Annotated in this window: 20 protein-coding genes and 1 tRNA gene; 14 read left to right on the top strand and 7 right to left on the bottom strand. The window is 45.8% G+C overall.

Going from position 1 to position 25,130, the window contains the following annotated elements; all coding sequences use genetic code 11:
- The first annotated feature begins 32 nt into the window (after positions 1 to 32).
- Positions 33 to 800 carry a hypothetical protein gene (locus AB6805_RS27975; RefSeq protein WP_370912728.1) on the top strand — a complete coding sequence of 256 codons (768 nt, stop codon included), beginning with the start codon at positions 33 to 35 and terminating at the stop codon, positions 798 to 800.
- A 371-nt stretch (positions 801 to 1,171) separates the two neighbouring features.
- Here AB6805_RS27975 and AB6805_RS27970 read toward each other — a convergent pair whose 3' ends face one another.
- The gene (locus AB6805_RS27970) at positions 1,172 to 1,750 is read right to left on the bottom strand and encodes a hypothetical protein (protein WP_370912727.1); all 579 of its coding nucleotides are present in this window, start codon (positions 1,748 to 1,750) and stop codon (positions 1,172 to 1,174) included.
- 261 nt (positions 1,751 to 2,011) lie between these two features.
- On the opposite strand from AB6805_RS27970, the gene AB6805_RS27965 reads away from it, so the two are divergent.
- From AB6805_RS27965 to AB6805_RS27940, 6 genes are all read left to right on the top strand, one after another.
- Positions 2,012 to 2,257, top strand: a complete 246-nt coding sequence (locus AB6805_RS27965) for a hypothetical protein (RefSeq protein ID WP_370912726.1) — start codon at positions 2,012 to 2,014, stop codon at positions 2,255 to 2,257.
- Between the two features lie 4 nt (positions 2,258 to 2,261).
- A complete protein-coding gene (locus AB6805_RS27960) occupies positions 2,262 to 2,720 on the top strand; it encodes a zeta toxin family protein (protein ID WP_370912725.1) in 459 nt (152 codons plus the stop codon).
- 436 nt (positions 2,721 to 3,156) lie between these two features.
- Positions 3,157 to 4,704, top strand: a complete 1,548-nt coding sequence (locus AB6805_RS27955) for a S41 family peptidase (protein ID WP_370912724.1) — start codon at positions 3,157 to 3,159, stop codon at positions 4,702 to 4,704.
- Between the two features lie 128 nt (positions 4,705 to 4,832).
- A complete protein-coding gene (locus AB6805_RS27950) occupies positions 4,833 to 7,445 on the top strand; it encodes a c-type cytochrome (RefSeq protein WP_370912723.1) in 2,613 nt (870 codons plus the stop codon).
- A 288-nt stretch (positions 7,446 to 7,733) separates the two neighbouring features.
- Positions 7,734 to 8,228: a hypothetical protein gene (locus AB6805_RS27945; RefSeq protein ID WP_370912722.1), complete on the top strand. Its 495-nt coding sequence runs from the start codon at positions 7,734 to 7,736 to the stop codon at positions 8,226 to 8,228.
- A gap of 111 nt (positions 8,229 to 8,339) precedes the next feature.
- Positions 8,340 to 9,860: a hypothetical protein gene (locus tag AB6805_RS27940; protein WP_370912721.1), complete on the top strand. Its 1,521-nt coding sequence runs from the start codon at positions 8,340 to 8,342 to the stop codon at positions 9,858 to 9,860.
- A 49-nt stretch (positions 9,861 to 9,909) separates the two neighbouring features.
- Here the strand turns inward: AB6805_RS27940 and AB6805_RS27935 are convergent, their stop codons facing one another.
- The gene (locus AB6805_RS27935; protein ID WP_370912720.1) at positions 9,910 to 10,608 is read right to left on the bottom strand and encodes a hypothetical protein; all 699 of its coding nucleotides are present in this window, start codon (positions 10,606 to 10,608) and stop codon (positions 9,910 to 9,912) included.
- A gap of 295 nt (positions 10,609 to 10,903) precedes the next feature.
- On the opposite strand from AB6805_RS27935, the gene AB6805_RS27930 reads away from it, so the two are divergent.
- Positions 10,904 to 11,446: a hypothetical protein gene (locus AB6805_RS27930; protein WP_370912719.1), complete on the top strand. Its 543-nt coding sequence runs from the start codon at positions 10,904 to 10,906 to the stop codon at positions 11,444 to 11,446.
- 374 nt (positions 11,447 to 11,820) lie between these two features.
- Here the strand turns inward: AB6805_RS27930 and AB6805_RS27925 are convergent, their stop codons facing one another.
- The 3 genes from AB6805_RS27925 to AB6805_RS27915 all read right to left on the bottom strand — a co-directional run bounded on the left by AB6805_RS27925 (position 11,821) and on the right by AB6805_RS27915 (position 14,668).
- Positions 11,821 to 13,386 (bottom strand): YhcG family protein, encoded by a 1,566-nt coding sequence (locus tag AB6805_RS27925; protein WP_370912718.1) that lies wholly within the window; start codon positions 13,384 to 13,386, stop codon positions 11,821 to 11,823.
- Positions 13,387 to 13,652: 266 nt separating this feature from the next.
- Positions 13,653 to 13,736: transfer RNA gene (locus AB6805_RS27920), tRNA-Leu, on the bottom strand.
- Positions 13,737 to 13,855: 119 nt separating this feature from the next.
- Positions 13,856 to 14,668 (bottom strand): 2,3,4,5-tetrahydropyridine-2,6-dicarboxylate N-succinyltransferase, encoded by an 813-nt coding sequence (locus tag AB6805_RS27915; protein ID WP_370912717.1) that lies wholly within the window; start codon positions 14,666 to 14,668, stop codon positions 13,856 to 13,858.
- Between the two features lie 138 nt (positions 14,669 to 14,806).
- Between AB6805_RS27915 and AB6805_RS27910 the strand changes: the two genes are divergently transcribed.
- From AB6805_RS27910 to AB6805_RS27885, 6 genes are all read left to right on the top strand, one after another.
- Positions 14,807 to 15,949 carry a glycosyltransferase family 4 protein gene (locus tag AB6805_RS27910; protein WP_370912716.1) on the top strand — a complete coding sequence of 381 codons (1,143 nt, stop codon included), beginning with the start codon at positions 14,807 to 14,809 and terminating at the stop codon, positions 15,947 to 15,949.
- 1 nt (position 15,950) lies between these two features.
- Positions 15,951 to 16,517 (top strand): L-threonylcarbamoyladenylate synthase, encoded by a 567-nt coding sequence (locus AB6805_RS27905; RefSeq protein WP_370912715.1) that lies wholly within the window; start codon positions 15,951 to 15,953, stop codon positions 16,515 to 16,517.
- Between the two features lie 70 nt (positions 16,518 to 16,587).
- A complete protein-coding gene (locus tag AB6805_RS27900) occupies positions 16,588 to 18,024 on the top strand; it encodes a CCA tRNA nucleotidyltransferase (protein WP_370912714.1) in 1,437 nt (478 codons plus the stop codon).
- A 101-nt stretch (positions 18,025 to 18,125) separates the two neighbouring features.
- The gene (locus tag AB6805_RS27895) at positions 18,126 to 18,704 is read left to right on the top strand and encodes a hypothetical protein (RefSeq protein WP_370912713.1); all 579 of its coding nucleotides are present in this window, start codon (positions 18,126 to 18,128) and stop codon (positions 18,702 to 18,704) included.
- A gap of 128 nt (positions 18,705 to 18,832) precedes the next feature.
- On the top strand, positions 18,833 to 19,732 hold the full coding sequence (gene miaA, locus AB6805_RS27890) for a tRNA (adenosine(37)-N6)-dimethylallyltransferase MiaA (protein ID WP_370912712.1): 900 nt from the start codon (positions 18,833 to 18,835) through the stop codon (positions 19,730 to 19,732).
- A gap of 203 nt (positions 19,733 to 19,935) precedes the next feature.
- Complete coding sequence (locus AB6805_RS27885; RefSeq protein ID WP_370912711.1) at positions 19,936 to 22,299, top strand: ABC transporter permease; 2,364 nt, start codon at positions 19,936 to 19,938, stop codon at positions 22,297 to 22,299.
- Between the two features lie 68 nt (positions 22,300 to 22,367).
- On the opposite strand, the gene AB6805_RS27880 is transcribed toward AB6805_RS27885, so the two are convergent.
- Complete coding sequence (locus AB6805_RS27880) at positions 22,368 to 23,921, bottom strand: OmpP1/FadL family transporter (protein WP_370912710.1); 1,554 nt, start codon at positions 23,919 to 23,921, stop codon at positions 22,368 to 22,370.
- Between the two features lie 158 nt (positions 23,922 to 24,079).
- Positions 24,080 to 25,093, bottom strand: coding sequence for a hypothetical protein (locus AB6805_RS27875; protein ID WP_370912709.1), 1,014 nt, complete (start codon positions 25,091 to 25,093; stop codon positions 24,080 to 24,082).
- Positions 25,094 to 25,130 lie beyond the last annotated feature (37 nt).

The following is a 25,130-nucleotide window of genomic DNA, read 5'->3' as shown; positions in this document are numbered from 1 at the left end:
TTTCGTATTTTCAATAAAAATGTTAACCCCTTATGGCAAAACAAACAGGGTTGCTCCAATTCACCGGTAAATTGGGCAACGTCATAGGATACCGGAGAAATGGAACCTACTTCCTCCGCAGCATGCCGGATGTAGTACAGCAAACTACCGCTACGCGGCGGGCATCACGTGACTTTGGTATCGCCAGCAGGAAAGGGAAACTGATCCGGCAGGCCATTGTTCCCCACCTGGAAATAAACCCCTATGGCACGCTGGTGAACCGCTTAAACAAAGCGCTGATCACCGCAACAAAGGATCGCCTCACGGAGCTGAAAGGCTTCCGGTTTAACCCGCACACCGGCGTGGACCAGTTCTTTTCGCACCAACCCGTTATCACATCCGGCGGAATGCTGCATATACCAGCGCAGCAGTTGTGGCCACCCGCCAAAGCAACGCACCTGGAAATTAGGGTGGTGGCTGTTCGTATTAACTTCGCGCAACGGCAGGTAACAGGGTGTATTGATTCGGCCATCATAATTGATTTGAGCCGGCCTTTCAACGGCGCTGAACTGGCCGCCACCGTTCCCGGGAAAGGAACATTGCTTGTTACTTTACAGGTAAAAGCATATGAACACGGCGCTGCTATTGAAAACCGCCGGAGCAAGGCCGCTGACATCATAGCGGTGATGACGCCTGCTGCCACAAAGAAGCAGCCCGTTAAAGTAAACAGGATGCCTCATGTAAAAAGAGTGCTGCCTTATCACCCGCTGCCTGCCACGAAGAAAACAACGTTGCCGGCATCCGCGCGGCAACGGGAATGAGTTACGCCATAGTCATGGCATAGCGTATGCTGTAGATTACGCAACCGGATAATCATCACCACTTCCATCAGCATATATTTCCCTGCAAAGGAAACCGCCTTTCTGTGCGTTGTTATGCCCGTAAGTGTGCGTCCGGCCGCTTTGGGAGCGTAAAAAGGTCATCGTATCAATAAAAATCACATCATCATCTCTCCTGAAATACCTTTCGCGAAGATCAAATTCATCCCAATCACATCTCCTGATCAAGTCCACCTTTCCTGCACCGCTTCTGTAGGTAAACGCCTGTTGCTATTGCACTTCTAGGTGGTTTCAGAGGGATTGTACGGTGTTTATCAGGCGCCACCGGAAAGAGCTAGAAAAGGATTTGATGCTCACCGTGCGTCACCCTCTGCTGGTGTTGAATGTCTTGCTTCCAGCAGCGTAATAATACCTTTGCCATAACAAATAATAGACTCCAGCGTAATATTCGTTTCAGCAACAAAAAGTTTATCGTTTTGCCTGATGAGGAACAATACAGATGGATAGTCATCTAAAGGGTCTTCAATAACATCTGCAGGATCAATACATTCAAATTTAGTGACGGTTTGCTGTGAAACATAGTCAAGGCCGAACAATAGCTCCGCATCATACATTTCATGAGCTAAATATATAATCTGCCAGCCAGGCCTCTTCATTTCCAGTGCAGATAAATAGTAACGTAAGATGGAAGTTTCATATTCAAGATCACATGCCCAGAAACCAAGCCGTTTTTCTTCCATATCGAGTATTACAAAACCTTCCATCCATACAGGGTCCATTAACTCATCGTGAATAGTACATTCGCTTACATATTGTGGAAAGGTCTTTTCACCGAGATATAAGTCTGAGGCGATAGAGGTGGCCCGCCAATGGTGATAGTGGATAGTGAGTTGATCACCGTTTTTGATAACATAGTTAGCGCGACTTCCCAATTAAGTACATTTATACAAATATAATATACTGGGAAATACTAATTGATGACGTAAAGATTCTTAATGAATGACCAAAATTTGGGATACTAAATAATTGTTTTACCGTATTCAGTAATAGATTTACTGCAAACACGATGATAATGATCGTGTGATATTTGAAGCCAGGGATATCGTAAAATCGTCAAGAAAATCCAATGGAAATTTAGTATCTTTGATTGAAAGTTATAGAATTGTAAATATTTGATAATTAGTATTTTATACATGAGTAATCCAGTCGAAATACGTGGGAATACCGCAGTAAGAAATCTTAGGCAGGCAAAACTTTCAAACGGCCGCCCTTTTATGATTAATTCAAAGGAACTTCCTGCCCACCAATGTTATTTTGAATATCCTGGTGGTAAAATTTCCCTTATGACCTTAGCCCCAAATAATAGGGATTTTTTGCTTATTCGCGATCTCTCAAATAAAGAAGCGGCAAAAATACGGGAACAATACAATCTTGAATAATTACATGCCTTCACTTTTTATTATCACGGGCTCTAATGGTGCTGGTAAATCTTCCGTTGGAGCAGGCTTTCTTCCATTGGAGATACAACAGAAGTGTTCCATTTTTGATGGAGATAAGTTGTATATGCAAAAACAAAAGGAGCTGTGGGCTGAGGGAATTCGTGCCCACAAAGAAGCCAAAAAATTGGCATTGGCTTTCGTTGAAGATACATTTGATAATCTTGTAGAGAAGGCACTAGTTGCCAGTGCTGACTTTGTTTACGAAGGACATTTTACAAATGACGCCACATGGAATATTCCAAAACGCTTTAAAGAAGCTGGTTATAATGTTAATATGATTTTTCTTGGATTGGATGATCCCGATTTATCAGAATTGAGGGTAATTGACCGCACTAAGGAAGGGGGACATTATGTGCCGCGTAACGTTATTGAAGATAATTTTTATGGCATCTTGAGAAATTAAATCAGCATTATAAAGTACTGGATACACTGGAAATAATCGATACCTCTGAAAGTAATCATATTTTGCTCGCACAACTAAAAAATGATAAAATAGCATATTGCCTAAGCCTTGATCAATTACCCCAATGGTTTGTCAAACATCTCACTAATCTAACCGCACTCATAAAGAAATCTATTTCCTTATAATAGAAATGAACAAACCAAGACTAATCCTGATTTGCCCATCTGATGACTACCATCAGTTACCACATCGGATTCTGCCAGCAACAAACCTGATAGTGAATTGATAAAAGCTAATAATAGATTGCGCGAAATGGAAAAGCGAGGGAGTTGTATCTGTTTTGATGAGGTAATCATCAACGCCGAATAATATGCGGGACTGCATAGCAACATTCTGACAGGTTTTTGTAGATTCGCCCCTGATATCTTAAAACCACATGAGAAAAGTACTGTTTTTGCTACTGCTGGTGCACCAGGGATGGGCACAATCAACCAAACATCTATCCAATGCCAACCAATCTATCGATAGCCTCTCCATCTACAACCGGCAGCTTAACCCCGGTGAAATGAAGCAGGACCTGCAGGTGTTCCTCGATATCCGTAAAAAGGCCAACTCTGGTTTGTATCGCTACCGCACCCCGAAACAAATCGACAGCATCTACCAATGGGCCTTCCGGCAGGTGCGTCAGCCTATGTCCACTGTGGCTTTTTATAAGATCATTTTGCAGCTCACCGATTTTGAAGGAAGCTGTCATAATTATACAGAGCCGGATGCCGCCCTGGTCGGGTACTTCAACCGGCAGCGTGGCTTCTTTCCTTTTGCCCTGAAGTATATTGACGGTAATATGATCTTCAATAGCAAAACGCCCGATATTCCCGTAGGATCAAGGATAATGAGTATCAACGGCGTTGCAGACAAAGACCTGATGCAATCCTTTTACAAGTACATGACGTCCGATGGATTTATCCGGACACAAAAGCAATCGGGCAGCGTGAACAGGAGCTATGGTTTGCGTTACCTGTATGAGTATGGCATTAATGATAGCTTCGTCATCCGGTTTACAGCCCCGGGCACTACCCAACAGCAAACCGTTACAGTACCGGCGGTATCCCTGGAAGAACAAAAAGCAAATTTAATGCGGCGTCATAGCGCACCGGTCGACAGCCTGATCGATTATAACGTGCAGCCCAAATACAGTTTTAAGATGGTAAACCCTTCAACAGGTTTACTGAGCCTGCGGATATTTTCCATGGCCAGCGACGCGGCTGATCCGGCTTTCCCGGTATATGTAGCGTTTCTCGACAGCGTATTCCAGGCGCTTAGCCACAACAATATCCCGCACCTCATCCTGGATATCCGCGGTAATCCCGGCGGCAGTGATCCTACTTTTGAACAACCGATGATGTACCTCACGGATACAAGCTTCAAAGAGAATACATTGGCATATACCATCTTTGACAACGGAATTCCGTATGAAAAATACTTTTGGGGCGTGTCCACCGCGGAAAGACTGGATTCGGCGGGCAAAGTTGCCGGAAAAGCGTTTCTGAAGGATTATTTTCCGGCACTGCACAACGGCAGGAATATGCAAAACCCGAAGTACAACCCGGTGTACCACCCTAAGAGTCCCGGTTTCAAAGGAAAGTTATATTTACTGATTGATGAAAACGTGGCATCGGCGGCCTCTCACCTGGCTTCTCTCGTAAAAGCCTATGCCCGCAATGTGACCATTGTAGGGGTAGAAACTGTTGGTGGTTATTATGTCCATAACGGCCATGCGTCCATGATATACGAACTGCCGCACTCAAAAATAAAAACGAAATTCTCTATTGTTTATGTGGAGCAGGACGCGCCTGTAAAACCGGATCAGCCGGAAGGTAGAGGTATTATTCCCGATTATACCGTGTGGCCGTCCTTCAGCGATTTTATGCAAAACCGCGATACACAGATGGAATATGTGTTGAAGCTGATAGAGGGGAAATAGCACCGCATTCAACAGCACCTGGTGCCGTTCGCCAAATAATTCCGGCCTGAAAGTTTATTTTTTCTATATTGACCTTTGCTTTTGGCAAAGCACTGAACAATACTATCTTCTTAACACAGCGAACCAAAATGACGAAAATTTCTCTCGGCCTGATCTATTCTCTTGCAGTATTTATTGGCTCAAATCAATTTATTGGAGACGCTCAAACCACTGCTCCCAATCCCCCTGAATTAACTATTACAAGATTTTCCGGTCCGGATATAACGCCCAGTCCCGCCTGCCTTGCAGTGGCGCCAACCGGCGAAGTGTTTGTAGGAGTGGATATGATCGGTTCATTAGGAAAAGACCCCGGCAAAGGCCGGATTCTTAAGCTTATTGATAACGACAACGACGGTAAAATGGACCAGCACATTGAATTTGCAACGGTGGATAATCCCCGTGGCATCATTGTGCAGGGCAGCCGGGTTTTTGTATTGCACACTACATTTTCCAAAGAAACCGGTAAAGCGTCAGGAATGGCGCTGGTTGTTTTTGAAGATAAAGACGGGGACGGAAAAGCAGACGGACCTCCCCAGCCACTGATCGAAAACCTCAGTAATACCAAATACATCCAGGAGCGGGGAACGGATCATGCCACTAACGGTATCCGGATGGGTATTGATGGCTGGATCTATATTGCGGTAGGTGATTTTGGATTTCATGATGCAACAGACCGTTCCGGTAAGAAACTGACCATGCTTGGCGGCGGTATCGTACGGGTACGCCCCGACGGTACCGAAATGGAGATATTTACCCATGGTACACGCAACGTGTATGACGTGGCCATTGACCCCTACATGAATATTTTTACAAGAGAAAATACCAATGACGGCGGTGGATGGAATGTGCGGTTTTCCCACCATATCCAATCCGGGGAATATGGATACCCGGTACTGTTTCAGCATTTTACAGACGAAATATTACCAGCGCTTGCAGACCTTGGCGGTGGCTCAGGCACAGGCGCTTTATATATGGCGGAACCAAACTGGCCGGAGAAATACAATAACGTTCCCATGATGGCAGATTGGGGCCGGAGCATGCTGTATATTCACCGCGTAACGCCTGATGGCCCGACCTTCACCCAAAAAGAAGAGGAGTTTATAGGATTGCCTCAGATTACAGATCTGGATGTTGACGGCTCCGGCCGGCTTTACCTTTCCGCATGGGATGGCGCAGGCTATTCCGGCAGCCCGGAGAAAGGCTATGTAATCCGCGCGGTACCAAACAACTGGACTTACCAGCCATTCCCTGATGTGGCCAAGGCCTCCGTTGAAGAATTGGCCCGGTTGCTTAAATCGGCCAGCGCGGTAGCCCGTTTAAATGCCTCCCAGGAATTAATCGCACGCGCAGGTAAAGACGCGATTGCCGCAGCTCTTGGAATCGCTTCAGATGCGCAGCTGCCGTTATTTGCACGTGTGGCTGGTCTTTATACATACGCACAAATGGCCGGTGCAGAAGGCATCCCCGCTTTAACAGCCTTAACAAAAGATGCCACCATGAGGGAACATGCATTGCGCGCTTTGGCAGACCGGAAAGGCCTCCTGAAGGATGTTGCCACGGAACCTTTCCTGGAAGGACTTAAAGATCCGTCTCCGCGCGTGCAGGCTGCTGCGATAATAGGACTTGGACGTTTAGGTCGTATTGAAACTGCCAGCGCTTTGCTGCAAACCAAAGTGCCTGCCTCATTTGTTGCACCGGTTAAAGATATCGAAGGACCGCATGCTACGCCTAATGCAGCGATTGTACTGCCTCACCTGGCAGTGCGGGCCCTTGTAAACCTTCACGCCGTAGATGCCGCCGTAGCAGCCATCAGCACCGAAAACGCCACGCTTGCGTTGTGGGCCCTACGATACATGCATGATCCGAAAGCAGTGGACGGCCTGATAAATGCTTACGAGCTGTCGAAAGATGCGAAGTTAAAACGGCAGATCATCTCCACCTTAGCACGCCTCTACAAAAAAGAAGACACCTATGATGCATCATGGTGGTGGGGAACCAGGCCCGATTCGCATGGTCCCTATTACAAAGCGGTAACCTGGGAAGCATCACCGGCTATCGAAAAATTCCTTAAAAAGGAATCGCTGAAAACAAGCCCCACCGGCAAAGCGTTTTTCAGGGATCTCGACGCGTGCAACAGGATGGATATTCCTGCTTTCGCAGCAGAGAAAAAAGTGATAGCGGCTCCGGTGAAAGAACCTAAGGTAGACCTGGAAAAGATAAAAAGTAAAAAAGGTCAGGTAGGCAAATCATCTATCGAAGATGTGTTGCTGGCCATTAATAAATTAAAGGGAGATCCGGCCAGGGGAAAGCAATTGTTTACCATCCAGGGTTGTGTGGCCTGCCACAGTATCAATAAAGGAGAAACAATGAAAGGTCCTTTTATGGGACAGATCGGATCCATCATGAACCGGGAGCAGATCACGGAATCTATTCTCAAGCCTAACGCATCTATTTCACAGGGATTTGCCACGGTGATGATCACGGCGAAGGGCAACAAGTCTTATATGGGATTTGTTACAGAAGAAACTTCCGCCAGGGTTGTTATGAGAGATATCACCGGCCAGGTATTCACCGTTAAAACGGCCGATATCCTGACCCGTAAGGAAATGAAAACATCGATGATGCCAACCGGCCTTGCCAACGCATTATCATACGAGGAACTTGCATCGCTCGTTAGCTATCTTGCGCAGCAGAAAAAATAACTGGTAAGGATAACATTGACTTTATATTAAAAGCCTGCTCATTGAGCGGGCTTTTTGTTTTAAGCGCGAACGATTAACTTTTACTTAATAGCGTATATGCGGTAAAGTATCTATTGCCTTTTATTTTATCTTTTGACGATTGGGCGGCGCAAACGATAGGGGTTTTCTGAAATAATTTCAGGTAGCCATTCAGATATTGTGATTATGTTAGCATTTTAGTAAAAAAGGATGCTTATCTTTAATGGTATGTTACGGACACTTCTTTTTGCGGTTATTTTAATGTCAGGTATGACGGTAAATGCACAGATAGACTCCTCTTTCGGGGCTATGAATGGCATGGAACCGGCTTTCAGACACCGTCAACAGGTAGGTGATACCGGTAGTCTCCATAAGAAATGGTTTGTTACAAAGTATGCCGGCCTTTCTACCGGCTTCATGGGATTTAAAGGAGGTAGCAGTTCCTTCCTGTCGGTGCCTTTGGCATTGCAGGTTAACCGCCAGTTAACCAATAACCTGTACGCCTTCGGCGGAGTATCGGTAACCCCTTATGTTTTCCGTTATAACAGCGTGCCTTATCAACCTGCGGTTAACAAGAACCAGAGCTGGATACAAACGAATAACTTTGCCGCCTGGTCTGATGCTAAAATTGGGGTCATGTATATTAGCAACGATAAAACATTCTCCATTTCAGGTAGCGTTGGCGTAAGCAGAGGCAGCTACAATGGTAATTCTCCCTTTTATTCCCCGGTGTACTCTCCTGTACGGGGCCATAGCCAATGGTAATTAAGTTACCGCTGGAATCGCGCGATGCCCCGACTTAATATCTTATATAATACTGATAGTTCATTTCTTACAGGAATATTTTTGTATGTTCGTTCCCTCAATATTTCTACTATGAAATGTTTGTTTGCTATACCCGTATTCATGTTACTGGGTATTCTTGCCTTTGGGCAAATTAAAATTGTGTCACAAAGCCCGGTTTTTGGAGAAGATGAATCTGTCGGTATTCAAAGGGTATTACTTATGGACAATGGTAATACATTTTATCTTGGCCTGAGTAAGAAGTCGTTGACGGTGAGGGTATACAGCCCTAAATTCACGGTAAAAGCCACCAAACAATTACATCCCCACCTTGGTAAGGGCAGCAGTTTTAAAGTCAAAGGACTGTATGATATGAATGGAGATGTGGTAGTGCTGGTGAGCGCTGTAGATAAGCACCAGGTAGTATTACAACGGCTGGTGATTGACGGTAAAACCGGGGCGTTAAAAGACGAGGGTACGATTGGAGAACTGGAAAAAGTTTCCTATTTCAAACTCGCTGGTATCGCATTTGCTGATGTGCCGGAACCAGATTTTTTTTCCGAGAAAATGCCTGAAGGAAACGGGTACGCGGTAATAGCCATGAACAGTTTTCAGCCCGACAGGAATAAACGTGTGGTTGTTGCTATCTATGGACCAGACAATAAAGAGCTGAGTCATGCATTTTATAAATCACCCGAAGAGAAGTATAAGTATATTGAATACCTGGGTATGGCCCCTCTTGAGAAGAACAAACTGGGCGTATTAGCGTATGGTTATAATACCAGGTCTTCGGGTGGTAAGGAATGTGAATTGATATTTGGTACGCTCACCACAGGCGATAGCTTACTGGTAATAGATAAACTTGGCACTTCGAAAAAGCCTGCTTCTTCTTCGGTAGCAAGATATAATCCGGTATCGAAAAGAATGATGCTACTGGAAGTAGTTGCAAAAAACGACTATTCAGCCACGGTGGTAGACCCCTTTGGAAAGACGGCTTCAGCCAGGTTACCGGTCGGTAAAAACAAGGATGGTGCCCCACAGAACCTTTTTGTAAATGAGGATGGTTCATTCTCTGCGGTATATGAAAAGCTTACCATTAGAACCGATAAATATTCCACCGGTTATGATATGGAAGATTATACCGTGAGCGTGCTGGCAAATGATGGGGAAGAAATACAACACTATAGAGTGCCAAGACGTCATTTACGCGCAGAGATGTTAAGGACTCCTATGTTTTACAATGCATATAACGCCTTCGAAATGTCGTATAAACAGCCTTCTCCGCTGGAAGCATTTAACTACCTGAGTGCAGGTGGTACTAATTACCTGTTCCTGAATGATGACGCGGACAATATTGAAAGGGTACAGGCAGGAAAAGATCCCCGTAAAGTAAAATCACTGGACGATTGTGATGCGTTTTGCTATAAACTGAGTGGTGATAAGGAAATCCCTGCAGTGGATTATTTTTTTGCTAAACCATCTGAGAAAAGGGATCATGACCAGGGATTGTTTAAGGCGTATGATTATAATGCGGAGAGTAAGACCTATGTAGTTGTAAAAGCGGAACAACGGGGCCGGGATTTAAATTGGAAGTTGGTTTGGATGAAACCATAAATAAAAAAGAGGTGGTCAAAAGTAATGGACCACCTCTTTATCGTTTGCGTCAACAGATCAGCAACAACCTGCTCTCTCCGGGTTTTTCCGTTGGAGCACGGTGAATACAGGGAGGCACCTGGCTTTCAGGATGATCAACCGCCAGCCTCCATAGGTGACCAAGCCCTAAGCTTATTGGCCGTGCATCAGGTGTAGCCTGGTAATGCAGATCAAAGAAATGGTCGCTTAAGAATGATTCAAAACCTTCCGCTGCTCCCTGATATAGTTTTTTGAGTTCATCCCGTATTGCGGGAATAAGTACTTTCTTTTTGCCTTGTGAATTTGGTAATATTTCACTCGACTCACCATAGTAAGTGCATAAAAAGGTATCGGTTGGTATAGGAGAGCGATCTACATGAAAAGAATAAACATCGGTTGGAAAAAAAGGAAAGGTATCATCCCGGTCGTAGTAGCTGATCACATTAAGGATGGGCGATGCACCGTGACCTTTCAATACCTCCAGGTCATGTAAAAGAATTTCACGGGCAAGTTGCCCTTGTTCACTCAGCTGAAGTTCACAGAGTTCCTCTTCTTCAATGGTCGTAATATTTCCGCTTAGCGCTACCTTTTTTACAATCTCAGAAAAATCACCTGTTAGTTGACGGGGCCAGCAAATCGCATTCATTTCTCCACTGAATGGCGTAGCAACAAGGTCCTGAAAATTCGTGACACGGTGAATTTGATGCTCAGCAGGAGATAAATCTGTCATGATAGTTAATATAAAGCAGCCGGTCAAGCCAGCTTTGGTGAAGATAGCAACAAAAAGCCCCATCCGCCCCGGTGCTTTCGTCTGACGGGCAGGAGATTTCTGCTAACAAGCACAATGTCAAGATATTATTTACAAAGTTTACACTTCTATTTACAATACAGATCCATTAGGCTGAAATAAATCAAAGTATTTTTGTTGCACCAACTTTAAAGGGATACGAAAAATAAAAAGGAATGCCTTAAACGGATCTGATTTACCAGAAGATAGATTTATGTTAATTAAAACTACAAAAAATATGAAAAAAGCTATTTATGCGCTCATCTTACCGCTGGTGGTGGTAGGCGGACTAGTATTTGCCAATCGCGAAATCAAAAATGAGACTGCTAAAAAATCAGCCCCAAAGCCACTCTCTGCTGCTGAAATGAAAGCCGAATTGAGAAAATGGGAAGCTACCCCTGAGGGTATAAGGTTCAAAAAATGGAAAGCGTCTCCCGAAGGTCAAAAAGTGCTTGCCGGTGCGGCTAAAATAAAGAACCATATAAGTGACTCTACCAATATGGAAGCTGTTGTGACCTCTCTTTCTCTTCCGCCAGGCTCACGATTAGGTTTCGGAGTGATGGTCAGGATTAATGATGACGATTATATTCTTAGTTTTGGGCTGGAAAACGCTAATGAATTTCAGCAAATGCATAGCCTGAAGGTTAACGACAAAATAATTATAAGAAGCCATTTTGTATCGTACGCGCCCAAGTATTCATATCCAATTGTATCGGGCGATTATGTAGAACAAGATGGTAAAATAATTTATAAACGTGCCCCTCGCAAAGGCGGCTGCTGAGTAAAGTTATGATGGAAAGACCTTTACGGAGTTTAAAGGTAAAGAGAGGTATTCTTCAGCATCCCAAAAGAACAAAACTGATTCCAACAAAAAAGGCCTCAAGTCCAATGACTTAAAGCCTTTTTTAATTTCGTGCACCGGAGTGTACTTTTCTGGAACCGATTCTACGCGGCTGACTTTTTCTTTTCACTTGCATCCTCTTCCACAATCAGCAGATCGGTCAATGTCCTACGCCGGTGAAAAGAAACGCGACGGAAGTCTCTAAGAGCCTTCAACATTGCAATATTCTTGGTTGCCAGCTATGTTTTGGTAAAACCAAAACTACCGGATTCTTTTTCATGCTTCGCATTCAGTTATTAAATGTTATCATTTGATTAGCCAACTATTTGCTTTAACTTTCTATTGATTTCAGCGAGAGCGAGATTCGATAGTCGTCCACTAATTACCTTTATTTCCTCTTCTGTGAAGGTCTCGTGATATCGCTTAGTTAGCCAGCTTGTTGAGTTATGTGAAAGTGTATAGGAAGATTCCTGTAATTTTATTCGAAGGACTTTTGATATAGAGAATGCTTTTGATCCTGCGCTTTTAAAGGTATCCATTTTGACATGTAATCCTATTTCTTTCGTGTGAAGTTTAAGAGACTGGGATGCCAGTATGCCTTCGGCATTTTTATTGTCAATACTTCTGATTATTCCAAGATATTCAAATAACCTTTGTTCTGGCTTAAATGCTTTCTCCAGTGCTGGCTTCAATTTATAGGAAACTTCGTCCCACAGCTCTTTAATGACAGGCATTGATTTCTCCTTTCTGAATACCTGTGGTGACAGCTTTGACAAAAATGTTCCCAGTTGTTCCCTTTTCTTCTGATTGGATTTTGCATAAGTAACTTCTTTCTTCAGCTCTTTTTCCAAATCTTCTATTGAAGGTAACTGGCCTTGCAGGTTTTTAGGTATCAGATGTGTGAGCTGATATTCGGCTACTCCCATAGGCTTATTTACATCTTTTAATGCATACTCAACAGTTACCCGATCTTTATTCTTACATAGAATTAATCCAATGGAGGGAGTATCCCCGGACGTTTTATAATTATTATCTAAAGTTGAAAGATAGAAATTCATTTTCCCAGCATATTCGGGTTTAAACTCCCCAATTTTCAGTTCAATAGCAACATAACAGTGTAACTTTAAATGATACAGTAGCAAATCTATATAATAGTCTTTCTCTCCTGCATTTATCAATGTCTGTTTTCCTACAAATGAGAATCCTTTGCCCATTTCGAGCATAAATTTCATAATATGATCCACCAGGGCATTTTCCAAGTCTCGTTCTTTAGCCTCATTAGCAAGATTGAAAAAGTCAAATTTATAAGGGTCTTTAAACAACTCACTCGCCAATTCACTTTGAATAGCAGGCAAGGTATTGGCGAAATTATTCTGTACTTTACCTTGTCTGTTAAACAATCCTGATTCAATCTGATGCACCAGAATGTTTCTGCTCCAGCCATTTTCTACGGCCTTTTCGGCGTAAAAGTTCCGCTCTGATTGATTTTTTACTTTATCCAGAAGCGTACATATATGAAACCATGGTAATTTTGCAGCAGCCTGCTGCAAAATTGAATTCATATCCCCAGCCGTGGCCTGGTCACTAAATACAGATAGTTCCGGCCATGCTATGGCAAAGTTTCTCATGTAACGAAGATTCCTGGGAGAAAGGCCCTTAAAGTCGGGGAATGCTATACTCAAATCTCTGGCTAACTCTTCTACCACTTTTGATCCCCATCCCTGATTCTGCTCTTGCTGCGATATAGTGTTGCCAATCTCCCAATACGTTGCCAATAGTTGGACGTTAGCCGTTAGAACCGCTTTCATCCTTGCATGCTGTATCTTTTGCTTCAGCGATTCAAGGGTATGAATGTATGTTTCGGGAAGTTGGATTTTCATGTCGAATAAATAACATGAAAATTAGCTAACGAAAGAACGATAAGCGTTAATTGGAAGTTAATGGAGTGAGGGAATTATTCATTTAGAAAGCAAGCGATGGTTCGATTTTCCCCGAAAAACTGACTTTTGACGGAAGCCATTATCGAACCACCCGACTCAATGAAGCCGTCAACTTGATCCGGTATTCTTCAGCATCCCAAAAGAACAAAACTGATTCCAACAAAAAAGGCCTCAAGTCCAATGACTTAAAGCCTTTTTTAATTTCGTGCCCAGAACTGGATTCGAACCAGCACATCCTTGCGAACGCTGCGACCTGAACACAGTGCGTCTACCAATTTCGCCATCTGGGCATCGCTTGTCCCCGTAAAACGGATTGCAAAAGTAAACACTTTTTTAAACTAACCAAATTTTTTTTCAGGACATAAAAAAACGGCGCCCATAACAGGCGCCGTTCGTCAATATATAAAAATTATACCGCTACATTAAACTCACGCAGGGTGTCGTTCAGGCTGGTCTTCAGGTCTGTAGAGGCTTTGCGCTGACCAATGATCAGTGCGCAGGATACCTGGTATTCGCCTGCAGGGAATTTCTTGGTGTAAGTTCCCGGAATTACCACGCTGCGGGCAGGTACACGGCCTTTGTATTCTATTGGCTCGCTGCCGCTTACATCAATGATCTTGGTAGATTGCGTCAGCACCACATTGGCGCCCAATACCGCTTCTTTTTCTACAATAACGCCTTCTACCACAATGCAACGGGAGCCGATAAAGCAACCATCTTCAATGATTACAGGGCTGGCCTGTAACGGTTCCAGTACGCCGCCAATACCAACGCCACCGCTCAGGTGCACGTGTTTACCGATTTGTGCGCAGGAGCCTACTGTTGCCCAGGTATCTACCATCGTTCCTTCATCTACAAAAGCGCCGATGTTAACATAGGATGGCATCAGGATACAGCCCTTGGCAATGAATGCGCCATAACGCGCTACTGCATGGGGAACTACTCTTACGCCGAGTTCTTTATAGTTCGACTTTAATCTCATTTTATCATAGAACTCAAACGGAGGCACCTCCATTGTTTCCATTGGCTGAATGGAGAAATACAGTAAAATAGCCTGTTTCACCCACTCATTCACCTGCCAGCCGTTTGCTGTTGGCGTCGCAACTCTCAGATGTCCTTTGTCTACCGCTTCTATCACCGCCTTAACTGCATCTGTGTACTGTGTCTCCTGTAAGAGGCTGCGATCAGCCCAGGCAGCCAGTATTTGTTGTTGTAAATCCATTTTTTTTATTTTTTGCAAACATAATACGTAGAAAATAAAATTACGAATTACAAAGAGGTATTTCCGGAAATCTTATCAGATATACGTAATTCGCCATCCGTAATCCGTAATTTTGCCTTTTGTGGAAGAAAGAACTTTATGAAAATAGGATTCGACGCCAAACGTGCATTCCAGAACGACACTGGTCTTGGGAATTATAGTCGTACCCTGATATCATCTCTGGTAAAGGATTTCCCGGAAGATGAATATTACCTGTTTGCCCCCAAGCAAACCGGTATGTACGACCTCAGTGCCCTGCCGGATCTTAAAGTAGTGGTGCCGGAAAACCCGTTGTACCGCTGGTTTAAGTCGGCCTGGCGCAGCCGTTTTGTGGTAAAGGACCTGTTACGTTACCGGATCGGTATTTACCACGGCCTCAGTCATGAACTGCCGTTTGGTATTCATAAAAGCGGTATCAGGTCGGTAGTTACCATGCACGATCTTATTTTTGAAAGATACCCGGAGCAGTATAATCCTATTGACGTTATCACTTATCGCCGTAAGGCCCGCTACGCCTGCCAGCAGGCCGACAGGGTAGTGGCCATCAGCGAGCAGACAAAGCAGGACCTGATCACTTACTATCACACGCCGGCAAGTAAAATTGATGTGGTATACCAAAGCTGCGATCCCTCTTTTGCCATCACATACCCTGATGATGATATCGCCGCAATGGGCGCCAGGTACCGTTTGCCGTCCCAGTATTTCCTGTATGTAGGATCAATTATTGAACGGAAAAACCTGTTAGGCATCGTAACGGCCATGAATACACTAAAAGGAACACTGGATTTTCCATTGGTGGTATTGGGCAATGGGAGCGGCTATAAAAAGAAAGTAAAAGCATACCTGGAAGCCAACGGGCTCACACAACAGGTGATTTTCCTCAACGAACAGGTACGGCTTAAAAACAGTGAGTTGCCACTGCTGTACCAGGGCGCGGTAGCGCTTATCTATCCGTCTTTCTTTGAAGGATTTGGCATTCCCATACTGGAAGCCCTCTGGAGCCGTACACCGGTAATTACCTCCCATGGGTCCTGTTTTGCTGAAACAGCGGGAGATGCAGCCCTGTACGTAGATCCACGGGAGCCTGGCTCCATAGCTGACGCGATGAGGCAAATCATGGGAAATCCTTCCCTGGTAAGACAAATGCAGGAAAAAGGATGGCAGCATGCACAGCGTTTTACCCCGGAAAAGTGCGCCGCCGCCATGATGAAAGTATATAAACAATTAAATAAGGAAATATAAAATGTTTGAAGATGATATCAGTGCAGCCATGCCGGTGCTGCGTACCGGCGGACTTATCCTTTATCCTACAGACACCATCTGGGGTATCGGCTGCGATGCCACCGATGAAAAGGCCGTGCAGAAAATTTATGCCCTGAAAAAAAGGAGCGAAAGCAAAAGCCTGGTGGTATTGCTGGCCGATGTGAAAGACCTGCTGCATTATGTGGCAAATCCACGCCCCGATATGGCCGACATCATTGCCGGCTTTACCCGCCCCACCACTGTTATTTATGAAGGCGCACTCGGCCTGGCCCCCAACGTGATCAGCGAAGATGGCAGCATCGCCATCCGCATTGTAAAAGATCCTTTTTGCCGCCACCTGATCAAAAGATTACGCAAACCACTGGTGTCCACCTCCGCCAACGTCAGCGGGGAACCCTCACCGGCCAGCTTCCACGACGTGTCTGCCAGCATCCGGAATGGCGTGGATTATGTGGTGAACTACCGGCAAAACGATGAAACCCCCAGCGCCGCATCCAGGATCATCAGGATAAACAAAGATGGTTCAATCGTGATAATCCGGGATTAAAATCGTTTATTTATTACATTTGCGCCCTGGTTTCAGAGAAAGGAATAAAAATTAACAGGAATATTTAAATATGATCAGCAGCAAGCCGTTGGACATACCCTGCTCCCTGCAGGAAAGAAAAGTGCTGGAAAAGATAGCATTGGCCGCCCAGGAACTGGGCGTTCCCGCCTATCTGATCGGGGGCTTTGTGCGGGATAAACTGTTGGGAAGGAAAACAAAAGATATGGACATTGTTTGCGTAGGCGATGGTATCGCACTCGCACACAAAGTAGCAGCAAACTTAGGTAACAACATTCCCGTTAACTTCTTCAAAACCTATGGTACCGCCCAGGTTAAACTGAATGACCTGGAAATTGAATTCGTTGGCGCCCGCAAGGAAAGCTACCGCGAAGAATCCCGCAACCCCGAAGTGTCTGCCGGAACCCTGCAGGACGACCAGAACCGCCGCGATTTCACCATCAACGCAATGGCCATCAGCCTCCGGGATATTGATTATGGCTCCCTGCTCGACCCGTTCGACGGCCTCGTGGACCTCGATAAGAAAATCATCCGGACGCCCCTGGCGCCCGCTCAAACTTTCAGCGACGATCCCCTGCGCATGATGCGTGGCATCCGGTTTGCTTCCCAGCTGCAGTTTACCATCGAAGAAAGCACCTTTACCGCCATACAGGAAAATGCTGAACGGATCAGGATCATTTCCCAGGAAAGGATCTCCGATGAGTTCAATAAAATAATGCTCTCCACAAAACCCTCGGTAGGACTGGACCTCTTATATCAATCCGGCCTGCTCAAAATTATTTTCCCCCAAATGATAGATATGGTGGGAGTAGAGATGTACGAGGGAAAAGGGCACAAAGATAATTTTTATCATACCTTGCAGGTAGTAGACAATATATCGGAAAATACACGGGATCTTTGGCTTCGGTGGGCCGCATTGCTACACGATATCGGGAAACCCGCCACTAAAAAATTTGAACCCGGTCATGGCTGGACTTTTCACGGTCACGATGCGGTAGGTGGCAAAATGGTTCCCCGTATCTTCAGCAGGATGAAACTGCCAATGAGCGAAAAAATGAGGTTGGTAAAGAAATTGGTAGAACTACACCTGCGCCCCATCAGTCTCACAAAAGAGAACATAACAGACTCGGCTATCCGGAGATTACTCTTCGATGCCGGAGACGATATAGAAGGACTGATGATGCTGTGCGAAGCGGATATTACCTCAAAAAATAAAACCAAGGTTAAGCGCTACCTCGAAAATTTTGAATTGGTCCGCAGACGCTTAAAAGAAGTGGAAGAGAGCGACCGGATCCGCAACTGGCAACCTCCTATAACCGGGGAGATGATTATGGAAACATTTGGGCTGAAACCTGGCAGGATCGTAGGCGATCTGAAAAGCGCCATCAGGGAAGCCATCCTGGATGGCGAAATCCCAAATACTTACGAGGCAGCATACGCTTTTTTATTGGAAAAAGCCGGCGCATTGAATCTAAGCCCGGTTAAATAAAATTGGTAATTTTACAATACCATAATAAAATACACTAGCATTCAGGATCCACCGCTCATTGCGGAGTGTTTAATCATTAAATAACTTATAACCTTTTTGTCATGCCGGTTTTGAAATTCAGAGTTTACTGGGAAGAAGATGAAAGTGTCTACAGGGACATTGCCATTAAGCCGAATCAGACGTTTTTATTATTTCACCAAGCAATTTTGCAGGCATTCGAATTTGATTCAAAACACAAAGCCACCTTTTTCCGCAGCAATGATAACTGGCAACGTGGCCGGGAAATCATCCTGGAAGCAGATAATCAACCCCGTAAAGCAGAACCCCTGCTCATGGCGGATACCATGATCGCTGCCGCAGTGAAAGATCCTAATCAGAAATTTATCTATCTCTACGATTTCGCCAAAAACTGGTCGTTCCTCGTAGAACTCATCGGCGTTTCCAAAGATGAAAACAGCAAAATGGTTTACCCTGCCTGCGTTCGCAAAGAAGGCCTGGCCCCCAGTCAATATGGCACCAAAGGCCTGGTAGGTGATAAACTCGTGGAAATGGAAGAAAAATATGACCTCAATAAAGAAGGCATGGACGCCGATGGCTTCGGCGAAGAAGGGGAAGAAAGCGACGCCTTAGGCGGCGATAGCACAGAAGAATTTGGCGGAGAAGAAGAAAATAACTTTTAAATAGAACTGTCAGTCATTTTAGGGATCTGTTTATTTTTTGCAGAGATTACCCGTTTCATCCACTTAGCTGAAATGGCCCCGTCTCCCGGAAAAAATAAACAGATCCCTAAATATTTAGCGCAATACTTATGCAAAAAACCGTCATCATTATCGCAGGTCCCACCGCTTCAGGTAAAACAGCCTTGTCTGTTCAAATGGCACAACTGTTTAATACAGCAGTGATCTCTGCAGATTCCAGGCAATGCTACCGCGAAATCAGCATCGGTACAGCAAAGCCCTCCGCGGAAGAACTGTCGGCGGTTCCCCACTACTTCATCAATTCCCATAGCATCCGGGAAGACATAAACGCAGGCGTTTACGAGAAACTGGCCCTGGGCTACGCCCGCGAAATCTTTGAGAAAAACGACGTAGCCATAATGTGCGGCGGCACCGGTCTTTATATCAGGGCCTTCGCGGAAGGAATCGACGATATGCCTGTCATTGCCCCGGGCATCCGCACCCATCTCAATGAACAGTATGCGCAACACGGCCTCGCCTGGCTGCAGCAACAATTGCAGGAACGCGACCCCGGCTTCTATGCCACCGCCGAAACCCAAAACCCGCAACGCCTCATCCGCGCGCTGGAAGTGCTCGACGCCACCGGCCAATCCATCACCACCTTCCGCAGCGCTACCCGCTCCCACCGCGATTTCCAGGTAATTAAAATAGGCATCACCCTGCCCAAAGAACAACTCCACCACAATATCCACCACCGTGTAGATACAATGGTACACGCCGGCCTGGTGGAAGAAGTCCGCTCCGTTTTACCCTACCGCGAACACAATGCCCTCCGCACCGTAGGATACCAGGAAATATTCAGCTTCCTCGACGGCCACATCTCCCTCGATCAGGCCATCGACGATATTAAAACACATACCCGCCAATACGCAAAACGGCAACTCACCTGGTTCAGGAAAGACCCTGCATTCACCTGGTTTGATCCGCGCAATACCGCAGATATCATGAACTACGTGCAGCAACAAGGCTAGTACGCATGCTCCGCGCAGGATTTTGTCACCAGTTGTAATGCCGCGGTATACATCTCCCGGAAAATAATTACGGACAACCAATGTACTGAAACCGAACATTTGCGATAAATATAAAATATATAAATCTCTTGTATTTAAAAGCCTGGTAACATGGCATTTTCTTGGCGGCACCGTGTCTGCACAGCTCACGAAAACAGTTGCTTATGTTTAAAAATTACCTGAAAACGGCCTGGCGCCACCTGCTGAAAAACAGGCGTTTTACGATCCTCAATCTCATTGGCCTGTCTACCGGTCTCGCCTGTACGTTGCTGATTTGTTTGTGGGTATACGATGAACTCAGCATCGATCACTTTCATAAAAACGACCACCACCTTTTCCAGGTAATGGAAAATCAGCCACACGAAAAAGGCATTACTACCTCCAACGGAACACCCGCGCTGTTGGCGGATGCGTTGAAAGCAAATATGCCTGAAGTGGAAAATGCTACCGTGAGCACACCGCCATCCTGGTTCCCTAAAATAGCGCTGACCACCGGCAACAAAAGCACAAAATCCGCCGGCATATTTGCAGGCCAGGATTATCTCCAGGTATTTTCATATCCATTGCTGCAGGGAAACAACCGGCAGGTATTACAGGACAAAAACAGCATCGTCATCTCTTCAAAGCTTGCACAAACACTGTTTGGTACAACCGATGCACTGGGGAAAACCATCACCTGGCAGGTAGACCGGTTCAAAAAAGTCAGCACTGTTTCCGGCGTGTTAGACGAGCTCCCCGCCAATACTTCCACCCAATTCGATTGCCTGCTGCCATTCGATGCATTCCGGGAAATCATGAACATCACGGCGCTGGACCCGCAGGGACCGTTCAATACCTTTCTTGTTATGAAAGAAGGCGCCGATATTCCCGCGTTTAATGCAAAGCTGAGCAGCTTCATGACTGGGCTTACCAAAGGAAGCACCACACCCCGCAACCTGTTCCTGCAGCGCTACAGCGATCATTACCTGCATGGCAATTATGAAAACGGTGTGGCTGCCGGTGGCAGGATCAGCTACGTGAAATTATTCTCCCTCATCGCACTTTTTATCCTGGTAATTGCCTGCATTAACTTTGTAAACCTCTCCACCGCACAGGCTTCCGGCAGAATGAAAGAAATGGGGATCCGCAAAACAATAGGCGCCAACCGCCTGGCGCTGGTACTGCAATACCTCGGTGAATCCATGCTGATGACCATTCTCGCGCTGGGCATCGCATTACTACTGGTGGCACTGCTGCTGCCGGAATTCAATCGTATCACCGGCAAAGCATTGTCTTTTTCACTAAGTGGCACAATGGTGGGTATCATTATCGGTATTGCGCTGCTGACGGGCATCCTGGCGGGTGGCTACCCGGCGTTGTATCTGTCCGGATTTAATCCTCTGCCTGTGCTAAAAGGAAAAGTGCCGGGATCGCCGGGGCAACTGATGGCACGCAAAGGCCTGGTGGTATTCCAGTTTACACTCTCAGTTTTATTTATGGTGGGCGTAATAACAGTATACCGGCAAATAGCTTATGTGCAGGATAAAAATCCTGGTTACGACAAAGACAACGTGGTATACTTCGATGTGGAAGGGAAAGTGCCGGAACATATACCTGAATTCCTGTCAGCGTTGAAAAGAATACCAGGCGTGGTGAATGCCTCTGCTATGGTAGGAAATGTGTTGGGCGCGCCTTCCACAGGATGCACCTGGAAGGGCAGGGGCACCACGGAAACAATTATGTGCCGTCCGTTTATGGTGAACTATGATATGATAGAAACCTTGGGCATCGAAATGGCAGCTGGAAGATCCTTTTCCCGCGATTACGGTGCAGATGACTCCCGGATCATTTTTAATGAAGCTGCTATCAAGGCAATGGGAATTGATAATCCTGTAGGCAAAGTGATAGAATTTAACGGGATGAAAACAGAGATAGCAGGCATAGTGAAAAACTTTCATTTTCAATCTATGCACGAAGTTATCAGCCCGTTGTTTTTCCGGCTGGATTCTCTGAACAGCACCGTAATGGTAAAAGTAAAAGCCGGGCAAACAAAAACAGTGTTGGATGCACTGGCTGCCTTCTATCAGCACTATAACCCCGGGTTTGCGTTCGATTATAAGTTTCTCAATGAAGATTACCAGGCGCAATACCTAGCAGAGAAAAGAGTGGCCGCTTTATCAAAATATTTTACTGCATTGGCTATCCTGATATCCTGTCTTGGCTTGTTTGGACTGGCCACGTTTACCGCCGAAAGCAGGCGCAAGGAAATCAGCATCCGCAAAGTACTGGGCGCTACCGCTACCCATGTAATGATGATGTTGTCGGGCGAATTCCTGCGGTCGGTACTAATTGCCGTGCTGATTGGTTTGCCGCTGGCATGGTATTGCATGGACCGGTGGTTGCATAGTTTTGCTTATCACATCGAGGTGGGAGCCGGCGTGTCGCTGCTGGTAGGGATTACGATTGTTGGAATCACGTTACTCACAGTGAGCTTCCAGGCGATCCGGGCAGCGTTGGAAAACCCGGTGAAGAATCTTAAGGCGGAGTAATATACGATATATAAAAAAGGCGTGGTGAACTGCACCACGCCTTTTTTATATATCGTAAAATGATGTCGTTAAAATTTAAATCCTACTGTCAGTACAATATTGCTTCTGGTAAAATCCAGTGTTGCCGCTGCAGGACTCAGCTGTGCATCGTACACAGTATAAGGCTGGTACCTGTCTTTGCCCTGTGTGTAGCTATAGGTAGCATCTGCATAAAGACCTTTATTGCGGAAGCCAATACCACCGCTGTACACTTTGCGGGAAGCGTTTACGCCTGCATTGTATTTATCATCGCTGTACGGATTGCCATAGGAAGCAAAACCCGCTCTTACCGCGTATATCGCCATAAATTTAACCTCGGCGCCTACACGAATATTGGAAGTAGATTTATACACCGCGCTGATGTTATCGTTCAGGTTTTTTTCCCCGGCCCTGTCGTCACTCATCCTGAATTTACCGGAAGGGGTATTCACGAATTCGTAATCAGCTGTAATAAAGCCCTGGGGGCTTTGTGGTTCCTGCAGGTTGCCAAAGAAATAAGATGCGCCGGCAGCTGCGCGTAAAGGTGCAGTGTAGTTGTAGTCGTATTCTACAGGATAACCTTCTGTTTGATCAAAGGAAGTAGAACCCTGTTCACCACGACCATCTTCTATATCTGAGTACAGTTCCGAACTGTAGCTGTCATGAAGGGAATACCAGGTTGGGGTAGCGAAAGTACCACCCAGTCTGAAATGATCGGACACTTTATACAGGATACCAATTTTGCCGCCAACACCTAAGCCGGTACGTTTCAGGTCCTTGTAATAATCGAAGTAGCCAAAGTCGTTGCCTTTGTTACTGCTGGCGTCATCTTCTGACCAGGCGAGTGATTCTTTATAATTAATGCTCGGCAGGTTTAAGCTGGCGCCGATATACAGGCGATCGCCGTAGTTACCGCCGATAGCAAAAGTGTATTCATTCAAACCACCTTCTGTTTTCAGGGTACCTCTTTGCTGGATACCTTCTGTAAGACCGCCTATTTGCCTGGAAGGAGAGGCCAGTGTCATAGGCTCTTTGTTACCGCCGGTAGGCTGGTAATCAGCCAGTAACCCGGTACTGAATCCCAGATCTGTGCCCAGTGCCTGTGTGGAGGTACTGCCATCGAATATATCATCTACAAAACGATCGGAATAAGAAGACAAGGTATTGTGACCTGCAATGGCAATTTCGTTGTTGTAATTGGCCAGTCGTTCCATACCCAGTGAAAAGGTAATGTTGTTCCAGGTACTGCTGCCGCTATTCTTATTGGTAGCCATAATAAGCCCGATGGATGGCAGCTGGAAATTGCTGCGGTTCCCTTTATTATCGAGCTGGCTGTTGCCCAGGTAATTGGAGGTATTTTGAGAGATCCCTACGCCACCTGAAATATGAAATTCGCCGGTCTTAAAAATGGCAATACCTGCCGGGTTAATATGAGCAGATGAATAATCTCCTCCAAGGCCCACACCTGCACCGCCCAGCGCCTGGGTCCTGGCTGTACCGTGAGGCTGCAGGGGGGAGTAAAGTAATGCGTCGTTGGAACTCTGGCCCATGGCTGTTACAGATATAAACAAGCCACCTAAAAGAGGATAAAGTCTTTTAATCATAATCTGTATTCTTAAAATGAGATTTGCTTGCAGGTTAATTTAACGGTTACTAACGCATGCCGCGATAAGTATAACGTGCTGAACTGGCAAAACGTGTGCGAGATAAAAAATAAGCGTAGGTTTTTAGGCTACGCTTATCTTGTAAATGATTTTATTTATTAACGGCCTCCTCTGGATGGACGGCTGTAGCCACCACCACCGCCGCCACCGGAATTACCACCACCTACGCGACCACCGCCGGAACTAGGAGGAGTGTAACTTGGAGCCGGAGTAGGAGCAGGTCTGCTGTACTCTGTTCTCTGCGGACGGGAATAACCGCCGCCATTGTTGCTGCTGCCGCTGTTGTTCTGGTAAGAAGGCCTGGTTACAGGTCTTTCAGAACTGGACTGCTGGAATACACGGCGTGGTCTTTCACCATTGGATGTACCGCCATTGGCAGGCTGGAAAGTACCGGTTCTGGAAGGACGGGTATAACCGCCGCCGCCTGTGCCGCCACTGTTAGTATAATCTGCCCTGCGAACTCTTTCGTTACCGCCTCTCACGGAACCATAGGAGTTGGAAGGACGTGTGGTATAATGTCCGTAATAACCGCCACCACCGTAGTAACCACCGTGGCCATAGTAGCCGCCGTAGTATGGGTAGTAGTAAGAAGGCCAGTAGCTGCCTACGTATGGATAACCCCATCCACCATAGAAGCCGGTGCTCCAGGGGCTGTAGTAACCACCCATTCCCCAGCCAAATCCAAGACCCAAACCAAAGGAAGGACCATAAAAGCTGCTGTATGGGCTGTAACCTAAACCAAAGCCGCTACCGTATCCCATACCAAAACCACTGCTCATGTAAAGGTTGGAGGCTGCATTGTAACCGTCCCAGTAATCACCGGAATAGTTGCTGCCACTGCCAAATCTGTTCAGGCGACGTTGATAGTCACCCTGGTCATCGTCCTGGTAAGTTACATAGGTACCGCCATCATCCTGCGTTCCTTCAACATAGTTGGCGTCGTTTTCGTCCTGGCGGCTGTTGCCGTTCGAACCGTTGCTGGAGGCATAGGTACGCTGCTGCTGACGCGGAGAATAGTATACATCATCCGGAGTCTGAGCCGTTTTATAGGTACTGGAACACGCTCCCAGTGCGAGCGATGCGGCCAGTCCAATGTATAATATAGGCTTCATTTGAAATATGTTTTAAGCGTGATTCGTGTAGTAAATT

Origin of the sequence: Chitinophaga sp. RCC_12 (assembly GCF_041360695.1) — a bacterium.
Lineage (GTDB): Bacteria > Bacteroidota > Bacteroidia > Chitinophagales > Chitinophagaceae > Chitinophaga.
Note: the sequence above shows the minus strand (reverse complement) of the source record. Positions and strands in the feature narration are given on the sequence as shown.

What these genes read in the sequence shown, in the direction of transcription:
- AB6805_RS27975 (WP_370912728.1), top strand. Translation starts at nt 33, where the DNA reads ATGGCAAAACAAACAGGGTTGCTCCAATTCACCGGTAAATTGGGCAAC.
- AB6805_RS27965 (WP_370912726.1), top strand. Translation starts at nt 2,012, where the DNA reads ATGAGTAATCCAGTCGAAATACGTGGGAATACCGCAGTAAGAAATCTT.
- AB6805_RS27960 (WP_370912725.1), top strand. Translation starts at nt 2,262, where the DNA reads ATGCCTTCACTTTTTATTATCACGGGCTCTAATGGTGCTGGTAAATCT.
- AB6805_RS27955 (WP_370912724.1), top strand. Translation starts at nt 3,157, where the DNA reads ATGAGAAAAGTACTGTTTTTGCTACTGCTGGTGCACCAGGGATGGGCA.
- AB6805_RS27950 (WP_370912723.1), top strand. Translation starts at nt 4,833, where the DNA reads ATGACGAAAATTTCTCTCGGCCTGATCTATTCTCTTGCAGTATTTATT.
- AB6805_RS27945 (WP_370912722.1), top strand. Translation starts at nt 7,734, where the DNA reads ATGACGGTAAATGCACAGATAGACTCCTCTTTCGGGGCTATGAATGGC.
- AB6805_RS27940 (WP_370912721.1), top strand. Translation starts at nt 8,340, where the DNA reads ATGAAATGTTTGTTTGCTATACCCGTATTCATGTTACTGGGTATTCTT.
- AB6805_RS27935 (WP_370912720.1), bottom strand. Translation starts at nt 10,608, where the DNA reads ATGACAGATTTATCTCCTGCTGAGCATCAAATTCACCGTGTCACGAAT.
- AB6805_RS27930 (WP_370912719.1), top strand. Translation starts at nt 10,904, where the DNA reads ATGAAAAAAGCTATTTATGCGCTCATCTTACCGCTGGTGGTGGTAGGC.
- AB6805_RS27925 (WP_370912718.1), bottom strand. Translation starts at nt 13,386, where the DNA reads ATGAAAATCCAACTTCCCGAAACATACATTCATACCCTTGAATCGCTG.
- AB6805_RS27915 (WP_370912717.1), bottom strand. Translation starts at nt 14,668, where the DNA reads ATGGATTTACAACAACAAATACTGGCTGCCTGGGCTGATCGCAGCCTC.
- AB6805_RS27910 (WP_370912716.1), top strand. Translation starts at nt 14,807, where the DNA reads ATGAAAATAGGATTCGACGCCAAACGTGCATTCCAGAACGACACTGGT.
- AB6805_RS27905 (WP_370912715.1), top strand. Translation starts at nt 15,951, where the DNA reads ATGTTTGAAGATGATATCAGTGCAGCCATGCCGGTGCTGCGTACCGGC.
- AB6805_RS27900 (WP_370912714.1), top strand. Translation starts at nt 16,588, where the DNA reads ATGATCAGCAGCAAGCCGTTGGACATACCCTGCTCCCTGCAGGAAAGA.
- AB6805_RS27895 (WP_370912713.1), top strand. Translation starts at nt 18,126, where the DNA reads ATGCCGGTTTTGAAATTCAGAGTTTACTGGGAAGAAGATGAAAGTGTC.
- miaA (WP_370912712.1), top strand. Translation starts at nt 18,833, where the DNA reads ATGCAAAAAACCGTCATCATTATCGCAGGTCCCACCGCTTCAGGTAAA.
- AB6805_RS27885 (WP_370912711.1), top strand. Translation starts at nt 19,936, where the DNA reads ATGTTTAAAAATTACCTGAAAACGGCCTGGCGCCACCTGCTGAAAAAC.
- AB6805_RS27880 (WP_370912710.1), bottom strand. Translation starts at nt 23,921, where the DNA reads ATGATTAAAAGACTTTATCCTCTTTTAGGTGGCTTGTTTATATCTGTA.
- AB6805_RS27875 (WP_370912709.1), bottom strand. Translation starts at nt 25,093, where the DNA reads ATGAAGCCTATATTATACATTGGACTGGCCGCATCGCTCGCACTGGGA.